At 70.2% G+C, this 14,473-nt stretch carries 5 protein-coding genes; all 5 read right to left on the reverse strand.

The features are described 5' to 3' along the window. Positions 1-41: 41 nt before the first annotated feature. A complete protein-coding gene (locus tag WS69_RS20505) occupies positions 42-1,454 on the reverse strand; it encodes a gamma-aminobutyraldehyde dehydrogenase (RefSeq protein WP_059472515.1) in 1,413 nt (470 codons plus the stop codon). Beyond that, positions 1,448-2,869 carry an aminotransferase gene (locus WS69_RS20510; RefSeq protein WP_059472516.1) on the reverse strand — a complete coding sequence of 474 codons (1,422 nt, stop codon included), beginning with the start codon at positions 2,867-2,869 and terminating at the stop codon, positions 1,448-1,450. The genes WS69_RS20505 and WS69_RS20510 overlap by 7 nt, the downstream gene beginning before the upstream one ends. Before the next feature lie 8 nt (positions 2,870-2,877). Next, positions 2,878-3,903, reverse strand: a complete 1,026-nt coding sequence (locus WS69_RS20515) for a TauD/TfdA family dioxygenase (RefSeq protein ID WP_059472517.1) — start codon at positions 3,901-3,903, stop codon at positions 2,878-2,880. A gap of 429 nt (positions 3,904-4,332) precedes the next feature. Then, complete coding sequence (locus WS69_RS20520) at positions 4,333-4,851, reverse strand: SET domain-containing protein-lysine N-methyltransferase (RefSeq protein WP_059472518.1); 519 nt, start codon at positions 4,849-4,851, stop codon at positions 4,333-4,335. Between the two features lie 99 nt (positions 4,852-4,950). Then, positions 4,951-13,350, reverse strand: coding sequence for a type I polyketide synthase (locus WS69_RS20525; RefSeq protein ID WP_059472519.1), 8,400 nt, complete (start codon positions 13,348-13,350; stop codon positions 4,951-4,953). Positions 13,351-14,473 lie beyond the last annotated feature (1,123 nt).

Genomic DNA, 14,473 nt, shown 5'->3' on the forward strand with positions numbered 1-14,473 from the left:
TCTGTGTCGGGTTCGAAAAAGTACGCGGTGCGTCGTGCGCGTCAGTACCGCCACATCACGTGGCGCGGCTGCGTGTAGTCGGCGAGGCCGAGCGTCGACAGATCGGAGCCGTAGCCGGACTGCTTGGTCCCGCCGTGCGGCATGTCGGCCGTGTAGGTGAAATGCGCGTTCACCCACGTGACGCCCGCCTCGATGCAAGCGGCGAGCCGCATGCCGCGCGCCGCGTCGCGGGTCCACACCGACGACGCCAATCCGTATTCCGAATCGTTCGCCCAGCGAAGCGCCTGAGATTCGGTATCGAACGGCGTCAGCGTGACCACCGGGCCGAACGCTTCGCGGCGCATCGCCGCATCGTCGTGGCGCACGCCGGCGATCACGGTCGGCGCGTAATAGCAGCCGGGGCCGGCGAGCGGCGCGCCGCCCGCGAGCACCGTCGCGTGCGGCGGCGCGGCCGCTTCCTGCACGAAGCGATCGACGCGCGCGCGGTGCGCGGCGCTGACGAGCGGCCCCATCTCGGCGTCGGCGCGTTCGGGCGCGCCGACGCGCAGCATGCCGGCCGCGTCCGCGAGCCGCTGCGCGAGCGTGTCGTAGACGCCGCGCTGCGCGTAGATCCGCGTCGCCGCCGTGCAGTCCTGCCCGGCGTTGTAAAAGCCCGCGTAGCGGATGCCGGCGACGACCGCGTCGAGATCGGCATCGTCGAACACGAGGACGGGCGCCTTGCCGCCGAGTTCGAGATGCGTGCGCTTCAGATTGCCGGTGGCCGCGGCGAGCACGGACTTGCCGGCTTCGACCGAGCCCGTCAGCGAGACCATCCGCACGCGCGGATGCGCGGCGAGCGCGCGGCCGACCGTCGCGCCGCCGCCGAGCACGATGTTGACGACGCCCGCGGGGAAGATGCGGGCGAGCGCGGCTTCGAGCGCGACGATCGACAGCGGCGTCCACTCCGACGGCTTGAACACGATCGTGTTGCCGGCGGCGAGCGCCGGCGCGAGCTTCCACGCGGCCATCATCAGCGGGTAGTTCCATGGCGCGATCTGCGCGACGACGCCGACGGGATCGCGCCGCACCATGCTCGTATGGCCTTCGACGTATTCGCCCGCGGACGGCCCGCTCGCGGTGCGCGCCGCGCCCGCGTAGAAGCGGAAGCAGTCGGCGACGGCGGGCATCTCGTCCTGCACGACGAGATGCAGCGGCTTGCCGGTGTTGCGGCTTTCGATGCGGGCGAGCGTCTCGGCCTGGCGGTCGATTTCGTCGGCGAGCGCGAGCAGCAGGCTCGCGCGCGTCTGCGGCGTCGTTGCGCGCCATGCGGGGAACGCGGCTTCGGCCGCCGCGACCGCGCGCTCGATGTCGGCCGCGCTCGCGGAAGCGGGCGACGCGAGCGGCGCGCCCGTCGCCGGATCGACGATCGAGAGCGGCTCGCCGCCCCCTTCGATGCAGACGCCGTTGATCAGCATGTCTCGTTTTCCTCGGGAAGGGGCGCGCATTCGGCGAGCTCGCGCTGCGTGCGTTCGAGTGCGGTGGCGAGAATCGCGCAGATTTCGTCGATGTCGGCGCGGGTCACGGTGAGGGGCGGCGACAGGATGCACATGCTCTCGTACGGCCGGACGAGCAGGCCCATCGCCTCGCAATGGCGGTCGACGCGCTGCGCGATCGCGATGTCGTCCGGCGTCGGCAGCGCGCCGGCCGCGCCCGCGCCGCTCGTGCATTCGATGCACGCCATCAGGTGATCGCCGCGCACGTCGCCGACTATGGGGAAGCGCCGCAGCGCGTCGAGCTGGCGGATGAGGTATGGGCCGACGTCGCGCACGTGCTCGCAGATCCGCTCGCGCTCCATCAGCTCGATGTTCGCGAGCGCGGCGGCGCTCGCGACCGGATGGCCGGAATACGTGAAGCCGTTCGTAAACACGCCGTTGCCGTAAGCGTGTTCGCCCGACACCGCATCGACGAGCCGCTCCGAGATCAGCACCGCGCCGAGCGGCTGATAGCCGGACGTGAGCCCCTTCGCGACGACGATCATGTCGGGCTCGATGCCGAAGTGCGCGTGCGACGCGAAGAAGTGGCCGACGCGGCCGAAGCCCGTGACGACTTCGTCGGAGATGTACAGGATGTCGTGCTGGCGGCAGCGCTCGCGCATCGCGGCGAGGTAGCCGGGCGGCGGCACGATCACGCCGCCGGACGCGAGGATCGGCTCGGCGATGAAGCACGCGATCCGGTCCGCGCCGAGCTTCGCGATCAGCGCGTCGAATTCGTCGACGAGCGTCGCGCAGAACGCGTCGACGCTCATGCCGGGCGGCCGCCGGTAAGGGTTCGGCGACGACAGGTGATGAACGATCGTGTCGTCGTAATGGAAGCACGTGCGGTCCCACGCCTTGCCGGACACCGACGCGGCGAGATACGTGCTGCCGTGGTAAGCGTCGCCGCGCGTGACGATGTGGCGCTTGCGCGGGCGGCCGGTCGCGCCGAAGTAGTAATGCGCGAAGCGCAGCGCGGATTCGACCGCGGTCGAGCCGCAGGTGGTCAGGTGCACGCGCTTCAGGTCGCCGGGCGCGAGCGCGGCGAGCCGCGCGCCGAGCGCGGCGGCCGGCTCGTTCGTCATCGCGCCGAACGGCGTGTAGAACGGCATGCGCAGCGCCTGGTCGCGGATCGCGTCCGCGATTTCACGGCGGCCGTAGCCGACCGTCACGCACCACATGCCGCCGATCGCGTCGAGATACGTGCGGCCGTTCGAGTCGGTCACGCGCGTGCCGTCCGCGTCGACGACGACGGTCGGCGTTTCGCGGCCGAGCGCGGACAGGTCGGCCCACGGGTGCAGCAGATGCCGCGTGTCCTGCTGCGCGCTCGTGAGAGGAGGATCGTTTCGGTGTGCCATCGGAAACCTCAGTCGGTCAGGCTGACGAGATGCAGGCGCGGCCCGGAGAACGCGAAACGGCCGTGCTGCACGTAGGTGTTGTCGAGCACGAGCACGTCGCCCGGCCGCATCGAGACCGCGCGCGACGTGCGCCACAGCGCCGCGCGCAATTTCGTGACGAGCTCGGGATCGATCGGCTCGCCGTCGCCGTACGTCGTCGTCGCCGGATAGCGCGCGTCGTCCCAGTCGGACGGGAAGAGCGGATGGCTGCGCCAGTACGACGCGTGCAGCTCCGTCACCTGGTTGAACCACAGCGGCGCGCCGCCCGCGGGATCGTCGAGGAACGCGTCGTGGACGTAGCCGTAGCCGAGGCCGTCGTCGTCGAGCCAGCGGTGTGCGTAGCCTTTGTCGCGCATCAGCGCGTCGACGGCGTCGCGGTCGCGCACGCCGAACGTGTCGATCCAGCCGATCTGCGTCGGCGTCGATTCGCGCGGCAGATAGCGGTGGTAGCCGATCCGCTTGCGCTCGAACTTCGCGAGAATCTCGTCGGGGATTTGCCCGGCGGCGAGCCGGATGTCGTTGATCGGCACTTCGCCGCCTTCGTCCGCGGCGGCCGCGCAGAAGAAGAACACCTTGCGCGGAGCGTCGGGCAGATAGGCCATCTCGTTGTGCGGGGCCATCGTGATGCGCGGGTCTTCCTGGCTCGCGACGAGCGCGTAGCCCGCGTCGCGCGCGCGCACCGCGATGCCGCCGCTGTAACTGCGCGGCGCGTAGCCGAGCGCTCGCATGAACGCGTCGAAGCCGGCGCGGCCGGCGATCGGCAGCCCGCGGAACAGCAGCGCGCCCGTGTCGGGCAGCCGCGCGTCGATCGCGTCGCGGCAGAGGACGGCGGCGTCGGCGGGCGTGTCGGCCGGATGCGCGAGCGCGAGCGCCAGATCGTTCGCGATCGGAATCGTTACCGGCACGAGCGGGCTGTCGGCTCCCGCCAGAAAGGCGCGGCCACGGACCGGCACCTGGCGACGGTCGTTTTCTTGCAGTTCGATGAAGGAATCCATAGCGCGTTCTCCATTCGTTGATGAGGCGGGCGGGACGCGGCGCGGCGGCGCGCGTCGGACGCCCGTGGTGGGCGGGCGGCGCGTGATCGGGGTATTGCGCGGCGATGGCAATGGCGATATGGACGTCGATGTCGAACACGATTTCGGGATCACCGCGTGCCGCCGATTTCTGCACCGACATGAACGCCATGCACCCGATTGCCGGGCATCGGAACGCCGATCATCAAGTGCCCGACTGCCGGGCGTGCGACCCGCGGCTGTCGATCGGCGATCATGGAAGACCGGCCACCGATCGCAAGACCCGATCGCAAGACCGCATCGCACAACCGCATCGCACAAGCGCATCGCACAACCGCACCGTACGCAACCGCCCGCCGGCGAAACATCGTGGCCACGCTTACGACGCGCATCGCGCGCCGCACGCACCGATCACGCGAGCGCGGCGGTCCGCAATCCGGCGAGGAGCGCCAACCCGTTTTCGTTCGGCAGCTCCTTCGCGCCGGTGATCCAGCGCCGGCAGTTCGGCGCGCCGCAGTGGCACTCGAACTGGCGCATCAGCACGTCCTCGGTCGACGCGTAATCCATCGTCAGTATTTCGCCCGGCGCGATATCGCGCAGCGACCACAGCTCGAATCCCGCCATGTCGAGGCGCACGTTCGGATCGCACGAATGGAGCAGCAGGCCGCTGAAGTGCGGGTCGTACAGATGCGTGTGCGCGTTGATCTGCAGCGTGTGCAGCCGGCAGAACGCGGTGATCTGCCCGGACACGCGCGCCATCCGCCGGCCGCGCGCGAACGCGTGGAGGACGCGGACGCCCGCGCCGCGGCCGTCCTGCGTCTGGATGATCTGGAACGTGTCGGTCGACGGATAGCCGTCGTCGACCTTCAGGTCGGATGACGGATAGATCCCCGTGCGTTGCTGGACAGGATCGATGAGGGTGATCGTCATGCTGCTCTCCTTGACTGAGTTCGTGCGCCGGGCGGGAAAACCCGGCGGACCTCTTCTTTGCGGCCGCGTCGGAATGCGCGGGTGACGGGAAGGGCGGATCTACTCGTCCGCGATGCCGGCGACGTTCCGCATCCGGCGGGCCAGCTCGCCGATCTTCAGCGTCGGCGATGCGAGCGTCGAAAGCGGTATCTGCACACCGAATTGCTTGAAAAAGCCGTTTCGCATCTGCGCGAGATCGAGCGAATCGAGCCCGAGCGTCGCGAGATCGAGCCGCTCGTCCCAGCGGCTCACGTAGTCTTCGAGGAACGCGCGGACGGGGTCGCATGCGCTTGCGGACGGCATCGCCCGAGCGGCCGGCGACGAAGCGGAAGGCGCGGCGGCGGGGCGCGCGCGTTCGTGTGCCGGGCGCGGTGGCCGCGCCATGCCCGAGTCGGCTTCGGCGGGAATGGCAGCCGTTGCCCCGGGCGCGAGCGCGTGAAGCGATGCATTCGCCGACGTGCCCATCGCATCCGTTGCATTCGTGCTGTTCGTCGCACCCGTCGCCCCCGTCGCGTGCTTGGCGCGCGTCTCGTTCATCCCGCGCATTGCGCCGCGCGCAGCCGTTGCATCAATGGACGCATCGTCGCGCGCGATCTCGGCGACGATCGGCGCGTCGCGCCACGGCGAGCGCGGCCAGTCGACGTCGCAGACCGTGAACTGGCGGCCGGGCAGCGCACCGCCGAGCGCGCCGGCAAGCAGCGCGCCGAGCGCGGCGAACGCGGCGTCGGGCGCGAGCGGGCGCTCGCCATCCTGAATCGCGCGGCGCAGCGCCTTGTCGCTGCGCGCGCTCATGCCGACATCGGCCCAACTGCCCCATTGGATGCTCAGCACGGCCGGCTGCCCCGGTTGCGCGGGCCAGCACGCGAGCTGATCGAGCCACGCGTTCGCGGCCGCGTAATTCGCCTGTCCCGGCACGCCGAGCAGCGCGCTCGTCGACGAGAACGCGACCACCCAGCGCGTGCGCCAGCGCGGCGCGTGCGCGAGCAGCGCGGCGAGGCTCTGCTTCGGCGCGAGCACGCGGCGCAGCCGCGCGTCGTCGAGGTTGCCGATGACGCCGTCGTCCAGCACGCCCGCCAGATGGAAAATGCCTTCGACCGCGCCGATCGATTGGAGCGCGGCGTCGAGCGCGCGCGCGTCGGCGAGATCGGCCGCGACGGCGCGCACGCCGCGCGGCGCGGTGCGGGCGTCGCGGCACAGCGCGACGATCCGGTGCGGCGGCACTTGCTGTTCGTCGATCAGCCAGTCGACGAGCGCGCGGCCGACGCCGCCCGCCGCGCCGGTCACCAGATACGGGCCGCCTGCCGCGCCGAGCGCGCCTTCGGGCAGCGCGGGCGCCGCGTGCGGGATCAGGCGCGGCACGAACAGCCGGCCGTCGCGGCGCAGCAGCCAAGGTTCGTTCGCGAAGCTCGCGGCGTCGCGCGCGAGCGCGGCGGCCCAGCGCAAATCGGCGGGGCGCGGCGCAAGATCCGGATGGTCGTCGGCGAGGACGAGCCGCACGCGCAACGCCGCATGCTCGGCGCTCGCGACGCGCGCCGCGCCGACGAGCGGGCCGCTGCGCGCGTCGGCCGGCAGCAGCAGCGTCAGCGCGCCCGCGCATTCGCGTGCGGCGAGCGCCTGCCACAACTCGACGAAGCTCGCGCATTGCGCGACGCCGAGCGGATCGTCGCCCGCGCCGACGCACAGCAGTGCCGCATGGCCGCCGCCTGTGCGCAGACGCGGCGCGAGCCAATCGAGCGCGTCGGCTTCTTGGCCGGCCACGTAGAGTGCGCATTCGGGCAGCGAGGGCGCATTCGGCGCGTGCGCGGCGGCAGAGGCGAACGAATCCGCCGAAGCAACCGAAGCAACCGAAGCAACCGAAGCAACCGAAGCAACCGAAGCAACCGAAGCAACCGAAGCAACCGAAGCAACCGGCCGCGGCTGCCAATGCAGCGCGAACGTCGGCGCGGGCGCCGTCGTCCGCGCTTCGCGCTGCGGCCGCAGCCATGCGGACACGCGCGAGATGATCTCGACCTCGCAGCGCATCATGAAATCGTGGCCGCCCGGATAGACGTGCCGGCCCGCAAGCGGCGCGGACGAGATCCGCGCCCAGTCGTCGGCGAGCCGCCAGTCGAACGCCGGATCGTCAGCGCCGCCATGAATCTGCAGCGGGATCGTCAGGAGCGGCTGCCGGCCGCCGTCGCGCCAGCGCTGCGCGATCCGGTGCGCGGTGCGCGTGTCGGCGTCGAGGTCGGCTTCGAGCACCGGCCGGAAGATCTCTTGCCACAGCGGATCGTCGCGCAGCGCGTCGGGGACGAGCAGGAAGCTGTCCGCCGGCGCGTCGATCGCCGGCTGGTCGAGGAGCGGCGCGCGCCCGACGACGACGAGCCCCTTCACCTGCCCGCTCGCGCCCCACGCGCGCAGCGGCCCGCTCAGCAATTCGGCCGCGGCCGCGCCGCCGTAGCTCGAGCCGCAGAACGCGACGGGCAATTCGCCCGCGTCCGCGACGATCGCGGCGGCGATCGCGTCGCGGGCGGCGAGGTCGTCGGCGTCGTCGCGCGCGAGCGGCTCTTCGGCGCGCGCGTTGCGGCCCGGCCATTCGATCGCGACGATGTCGAGCCAATCCGGCGCGATGCGCGCCCAGCCGTCGAAGCTGCGGCTGCTGCCGCCCGCATACGGGAAGCAGTACAGCTTCATCCGCGGCCGGCGGCGCGGCCTGAGGCGCGCGAGCCAGCGCGGCGCGGGGGCTCGCGGCGACGCGAGGCCGGCGGCGTTGTCGGCGTGACCGTCGTCGATGGATGATGGCGATTCACCGGCGGATGTGAACGCAGCCTCGGTCGCCGCGCGCTCCGCATCCGCCGTGTTCGTCGCGAATGCCGTCGACGTCGCGGATTCGGGCGAATCGAGCGCCGCATCGACGTAGATCGACGCTTCCGGACGCGTCCAGTAGCTGTCGCGCTCGAACGCGTAGCCGGGCAGCGGCGCGCGAGCGAGCGCACGGCCCGGCGAGGCGGCGTCGTGCGCGTGATACGCGCGCCAATCGATCGGCACGCCGGCGCACCACAATTCGCCGAGCACGTTGCTGAAATGATCGGCGTCGTCCGCCTCGCTGCGCGCGGCGGGCAGCGACGACAGCACGCGCGGCGCGATCGTCGCCGCATGCGCGCCCGCGTTCGCATCGGCAGGCGTGTCCGCGATCGCCTCGGCCGCGAGATGCTTGCCGAGCAGGCTGCACAGCACGGCGCCGGGGCCGATTTCGAGCACGACATCCGGCTTCCAGCGCAGCAGCGCCGCGACGTTGTCCGACCAGCGCACCGGCGCGAGCAGATGGCGCGCCCAGTAGTCGGCCGACGCCGCGTCGGCGCCGAGCCAGCCGCCCGACACGTTGCACGTCATCGGAATCCGCGGCGCCGCGCCTTCGATGCGCCGCGCGGCGATCGCTTCGGCAACGGGCCGCATCAGCGGCGTATGGAACGGATGCGACACCGGCACCGGCCGGCAACGGCAGTCGAGCGCGGCGAGCGCGCGCGCGGCGTCCGCGAGCGCGGGCTCGCCGCCCGCCAGCACGAGCGTGCGCGGCGCGTTGCGCACCGCGATCCAGAGGTCGGCGCGCTGCGCGACCCACTGCTCGATGCGCGCTTCGTCGCCCGTCACGGCGAGCATGCCGCCGCGCGTGAGCGCGCCGTCGGCGGCGGCGAACGTCGCCAGCGCTTCCGTCGCGCTCGCGCGGGCCGCGACGAGCGCGGCCGCCTGATCGAGCGTGAGCGCCTCGGCGGCGACGGCGGCCGCGTACTGGCCGATGCTGTGCCCCGCGACGGCGACGGGCCGCACGCCATACTCGCCGAGCACCGACGCGAGCGCGTGCTCGACCGCGAACAGCCCGCATTGCGTGACGAGCGGACGGCGCATCGCGGCGTCGTCGGCGTTCAGGATCGCGTCCGCGATCGGCATGCCGAGCGCGCGTTCGAGCGCCGCGCAGGCGTCGTCGAAGTGATGACGGAAGCGGCCGGCTTCCGCGCTCGATCGATAGAGCGCGCGCGCCATGCCCGGATGCTGCGAGCCTTGGCCCGAGAAGCAGAACGCGACGGTCGCGCCCGGCTTCGCGCGAACGGGGGCGTTCAGCGTGTCGGGCGCGTCGGGCGCATCGAGGATTTCGGACAGCCTGTCGGCATTGGCGTGAAGCGCGGCGGCCGCTTCGGCCGGCTGCGCGGGCACGGTGAGCGCGACTCGCAGCGGATGCGCTTCGCGTGCGACGTGCAGCGTGTACGCGCCGCACGCGAGTTCGGCGGCGTCCATCGTCGCGACGCGTTCCGCGAGCGCGCGCAGATGGCGCGCGAGCGCGCCCGGCGAGCGTGCGGAGACGGTCATCAGATGACGCGCGCGCGGCCCGCCGACGGCGGGCGCGGCGGCGCGCGCGGGCGCTTCCTCGACGATCACGTGCGCATTCGTGCCGCCGATTCCGAAGCTCGACACGCCGGCGCGCCGCGGCAATTGCGTCGACGGATCGGCGACCGTCCAGTCGTCGCCGTGCCGCTGCACGACGAACGGCGACGCGTCGTGCTCGACGAATGGCACGAGCTTCGGATTGAGCGTGTCGAAATGCACGGTCGGCACGCGCTGCCGGTGCTGGAGCTGCAGCACCGTCTTGACGAGCCCCGTGATTCCGGCCGCGCAGTTCGCGTGACCGATGTTGCCCTTCACGCAGCCGATCGCGCAGTTGCCCGCGACGGGCGCATCGCCGCCGCGCGTCTGGGCGAATGCGTCGGAGAGTCCCTTCAACTCGATCGCGTCGCCGATCAGCGTCGCGGTCGCGTGGCATTCGACGTACGAAATCTGCCCGGAGCGCACGCCCGCCATGTCGAGCGCGTCGACGATGCAGCGCCGCTGCGCGTCCGCGTTCGGCGCGGTGTAGCCCGCCTTCATGCGGCCGTCGTTCGATAGCCCGACGCCCGAGATCACGGCGAGAATCGGGTCGCCGTCCGCTTCCGCGAGATCGAGACGCTTCAACACGACCGCGCCGACCGCATCGCCGAACAGCGTGCCGCTCGCGCGCGTGTCGAACGGACGCACGTGGCCGTCGGCGCTGCCGACGAGGCCGTCCTCGTGGCAGAAGCCGAAGTTCGGGAACGACAGCGCGGACGCGCCCGCGATCGCCATCTCGCACTGGCCGGAGCGGATCGCCTGCACCGCCTGCACGACCGCGACGAGCGCGCTGCTGCACGCGGCGCCGACCGAGATCGCGGGTCCGCCGAGATCGAGCTGGTACGCGACGCGCGTCGCGATGTAGTCCTTCTCGTTGCCGATCTCGGTGAGCATCAGCCGGCCCGGATCGAGCGGCGTATGCAGGCCGCCGCCTTGCAGGTGATGGACGAGATAGCCGTCGATCCCGCAGCTCGCGAACACGCCGGTGCGCGCGCGGTAGCGGTTGTCGCTGCGCGCGTAGCCCGCCTGTTCGAGCGCGTTCCACGCGACTTCCATGAAGAGCCGGTGCTGCGGGTCCATCAGCACGGCTTCGCGCGCGCCGATGCCGAAGAAGAGCGCGTCGAACTTGTCGGCGTCGCTGACGACCTGCGCGGCCGACACCCAGTCCGGATGATCGAGCTGCGCGGCGTCGACGCCCTTCGCGAGCAGCTGCTCACGCGAGAAGCGCGACAGACTGTCGATGCCCTGCGTCAGGTTGTGCCAGAACGCGTCGATCGAATCGGCGCCGGGGAAGCGTCCGGCCATGCCGATGATCGCGACCTTCGGCGCATCGGCGGCGGGCGTCGCGCGTGCCGCGCGCGCGTCGCGCGCCTCGGCCGCATGCGGGCGCGCCGCGCCGTCTCGCGAGCGGCGGCAGTATTCGGCGAGATCGCGCAGCCGGCTGTGCTGATACAGATCGACGACGGCGAGCGCGAGCCCGAGCCGTTCGCCGAGCAGGCCGACGACTTTCGCCGCGCTCAGCGAATTGCCGCCGAGCTCGAAGAAATGATCGTCGCGCGCGACCGATGCGACGCCGAGCACGTCGCGCCAGACGTCCGCGAGCCGCGCTTCGAGGCCGTCGCCCGCGAAGCGCGCCGCGGCGTCGCGCGGGGCGGGCGGCGCGGCCGTCGGCGGGGGCGGCGGCAGCGCGTTCTTGTCGAGCTTGCGCGATGTGCCCGCGCGCAGCGGAAACGCGTCGAGGCCGATGAAATGCGCGGGCACCGCGTATTCGGGCAGCTTCGCGCGCGCTTGCTGGCGCAGCCGCGCGAGCGTCGTCTCGGACGGCGCGCCGTCGTTGCCGACGACGTACGCGGCGAGCGCTGACGGCTGCCGCGTGTGCGGATCGCCGATCGGCACGACGAGCGACTTGCTGACGCCGTCGACCGCGTCGAGTGCGTTCTCGATTGAATGCAGCAGCACCTTGAAGCCGCGGATCTTCACCGTGTTGTCGATGCGGCCGAGGATCGCGATCTGGCCGTCCGGCAGCAGCCGCGCGCGGTCGCCCGTCCGGTAGACGGGCGTGTCGTGCCCGCGCTCGGCGAGCGCGGGCACGGACGGCAGGAACTTTTCGGCGGTGCGGGCCGCGTCGTCGAGATAGCCGGGCCCGAGGCCGGGCGATGCGACATGGAGCTCGCCCGTCGCGCCCGCAGGCACCGCGCGTCCTGCTTCGTCGAGCACCGCGAGCGCGCAGCCGGGCAGCGGCCGCCCGATCGGCACGCGCCGTCCGCCGGCGTCGCCGCTCGACGGCAGCAGATCGGCGTAGCAGACGTCGAGGCTTTCCCACGTGCTGTACGCGTTCACGAGCCGCACCGACGGCGGGAACGCCGCGCGGGCCTTGTCGACGACGCGCTGCGGCACGACTTCGCCCATCAGGAACCACGCGGACATGTGCGCGAGCGCGTCGCGCAATTGGGCGGCGATGCCGGGGAAATCGAGCACGCTTTCGAGCAGCGACGGCGTGACGACGAGCCGCGTGATCCGCTCCCGCCGCAGCAGCGCGACGAGCCGTGGCGGATCGAAGATCACGTCGTCGCCGATGGTGACGGCCGGGCGGCCGAACATCAGCGGACGCAGGCATTCCCATGCGAGAAAGACGTTGAGGCCTTCGCGCTCGTCGTCGGCGTACGGATACAGCGCATCGCGCGCGTAGAAGCAATAGCTCGTGCCGACGTGCGTCGTGAGGACGGCCTTCGGCTTGCCCGTCGAGCCGCTCGTCAGCGAGACGAACGCGATGTCGTCGCGGCGCGGCGCAACGGGCGTCCATGCGCGATCCGTGCGCTCCGGCGATGCGGCGACGAGCGTGCAGCGCGCGGCGGGCAGATGCTTGCTCGCGCGCGCGAGCAGCGCCGGGATCGTCGCGATCTGCGCGACGCGGCAGCTCGCGACGAATTCGCCGACGAGCGTATCGGGCCAGCTCTTCTCGAGCAGGCACACCGACGCACCGATCGACCATGCGGCGATGATCGTCAGCACGTACTCCGCGCCGTGCGGCAAAAAGACGCCGACGACGTCCTGACGGCCGACGCCCGCCGCGCGCAGCGCGTCGGCGAGTTCGGCCGCATGCGACGCGAGCTCGCGATAGGTCCATGCGCGCTCGCCGTCCTTCAGCGCGAGCGCTTCGGGCATGCGCGCGACGCGCTCGCGAATCGCGGCGAGCACCGAATGCGCATCGCCCCAATCATCCGCGGCGCGCAGGCACGCCGCGGCGCGCGTGTTCGAATCGGGCGTCGCCGCGGCGATCGACGCGGGACGGTCCGCGAGGAGCCGCTCGACGTGGCCGGCGACACTGGCGCACAGCGCCGCGCGAGAAGATGCGTCGAGAAAATAGAAGTGGTTGCCGTCGAGCACTTCGACCGGGCACGCGCGTTGCGACGAAACGTGCGCGCGCCAGGCGCGCAGGTCGTCGACGGTCGTGCTCGGATCGGCGGCGCCGCCGTAGATCACGCATGGCGCGCGCAGCGCGTCGCCGGGCGCATGCCGGTAGATCTCGGCCAGCCGAAGGTCCGCTCGGAGCGGCGGGAGGACGTAGCGCGCGACGTCGGGATCGTCGAGTGCGCCGTCGGGGAAGAAGCCCCAGCGCCGCACGGCTTCGATGAAATCCGCATCGGGCAGCGCGTGCGTCTGCTGACGCCATGCGTCGGTGGCGCGTTCGCGTGCGGGCGCGGGATGGCCGGACAGGAACAGGCCGGCCGGTTGTACGCCGCTCCGTTGCTCGAGCACGCGTGCGACCTCATACGCGAGCAGCGCGCCGAGACTATGGCCGAACAGAAACAGCGGCGTCCCGTCGTCGAGCCGCGCGATCTCGGCCGCGAGATCGTCGACGAGTGACGGCCAATCGTCGTAGAACGGGATGTGCTGCGCCGCGCCGCGCCCGGGCAGACCGAGCGTCGTGAACGCGAACGCGTCGCCGAGCTCGCGTGCGATGTCTCCATAACTGGAATCGCTTCCGCCTGCGAACGGGAACGCAATGATCCGGACCCGGCTGTCGAGGGATCCGTTGCTCGTAGAAACTATTTGCCTCATGAGAACTACTCCGAATGACCGGCGGTAAATTATCAGAGGCAATGAATCAATCGATACTGCAATTTCTTACAGTCGCGATGTAGTCGAATTGCAGTGTATTCCGTGTAAATCGGGAGCGGAAAATGTGCAAGCCGGGCCATCATGGATTTCTGGAAATTTCCTATAGGAATGATCCTGGGCGGCACGAAAAACCACCGATCTTGACATCCGAGATTCACTGAAATCGTCGTTAAAATGTGCAAATGAAATGAACTTTAAAAGCCGGAGAAACCATTTTTTGACCGAATACCATACGTGCATACTCGGGAAATTTTTATCTTTCGAAATTCCGGATATGTAAATTCGATTATTGGAAACGATTCCGAAGCCAGATCATGAAAGCTGTAAAGCTGGGCTGCCGGATTTCTTCATGGTGGATATCATCGAATCGATGACTTCCAGTTCGACATTGCGGTAATTATTTGGCTGCAGAAAAATAAAGGCAGGAAATCGATGTAATTGATTTTCGTTTGAAGCGAATGGGCGCATGAAACTAAAATTTGATCAAATATTTTGAAATAATCCGGGCCAATTTAAAAACAAACTGAACTTTTCTCTTCTCGAAATTGTCGGAAATGCCGTTGCCGATTTGCCGCGACGAAGGGCCATCGTCGTGGCGCGCGCAGCATATGGCTCATCGCTGGCGCCCGTATTGCATGCTTCAGACGCTTTTGGGCCGACGAGCCATGCGGGCGTCGCGTTCGTCTATAGTCTTCCGGGGATTTTTTGTTCGATCGTCGGTCGACGTTTGCCCTGCCGGTGCCGGGCGTGCTGAAAATTACCTTCAGCCAGTCACGCTCGATCACGATGCGCACAAGGGCGCATGCCGCCGCTGAAGCAGTGGCGGGCGAGGGGAGACGTCGTCGAGCGACAGCGTTTGCGACAGCCGGTTTCGAGGCGAACGCTGCCGACACATGCAGGAATTCGAACGATGCTTGGTCGATCGCTAGTCCGGCGCCGGCGACGAATCGCCGCACCGCGTCCGATGGATCGGGCGGCGCGATTGCGCGCCGCGCGTCTGCGCTTCGGCGGCGCACATTTCAGGGGACAGGCTCGCGCGACGCGCGCAGCGAAGCCGCCGCCG

The organism is Burkholderia sp. BDU5 (assembly GCF_001522845.1).
GTDB classification, from domain to species: Bacteria; Pseudomonadota; Gammaproteobacteria; order Burkholderiales; family Burkholderiaceae; genus Burkholderia; species Burkholderia mayonis.